Genomic DNA, 276 nt, shown 5'->3' on the forward strand with positions numbered 1-276 from the left:
CTCGGAATCGCGAAACAGGCGGCATGACGATATTTTGATATCTTTCTATCAGCCATAATGCTATAATTAATTCAATGGAACTCAAAGGAGGGTAACATGGGCGTGTTTTTGATTGCGGCGGTGATCGGTTTGCCGGTTATCGCATTCGTCGCTCAGTTGATCGGCGCGCTGGTCGCATTTCCGGTCGTGCTGGGCTTCCACGGACTCAAGGCAGTCGTGACGCTCCGGTTTGGCGCGGTGCGTCACACCACGCACGCTTGAAGGAAAAGCTATGCG

1 protein-coding gene is annotated in these 276 nt (G+C 52.9%); it reads left to right on the forward strand.

Features of this window, described 5'->3' with window-relative positions:
* The first annotated feature begins 96 nt into the window (after positions 1–96).
* Positions 97–261, forward strand: coding sequence for a hypothetical protein (locus tag SB786_RS36165; RefSeq protein ID WP_155753953.1), 165 nt, complete (start codon positions 97–99; stop codon positions 259–261).
* Positions 262–276 lie beyond the last annotated feature (15 nt).

Source organism: Burkholderia sp. SIMBA_062, from assembly GCF_046534765.1.
Classification (GTDB): Bacteria; Pseudomonadota; Gammaproteobacteria; order Burkholderiales; family Burkholderiaceae; genus Burkholderia; species Burkholderia ambifaria.

Excerpts from the sequence above, each read along its gene's own strand:
- SB786_RS36165 (WP_155753953.1), top strand. The coding sequence starts at position 97 with ATGGGCGTGTTTTTGATTGCGGCGGTGATCGGTTTGCCGGTTATCGCA.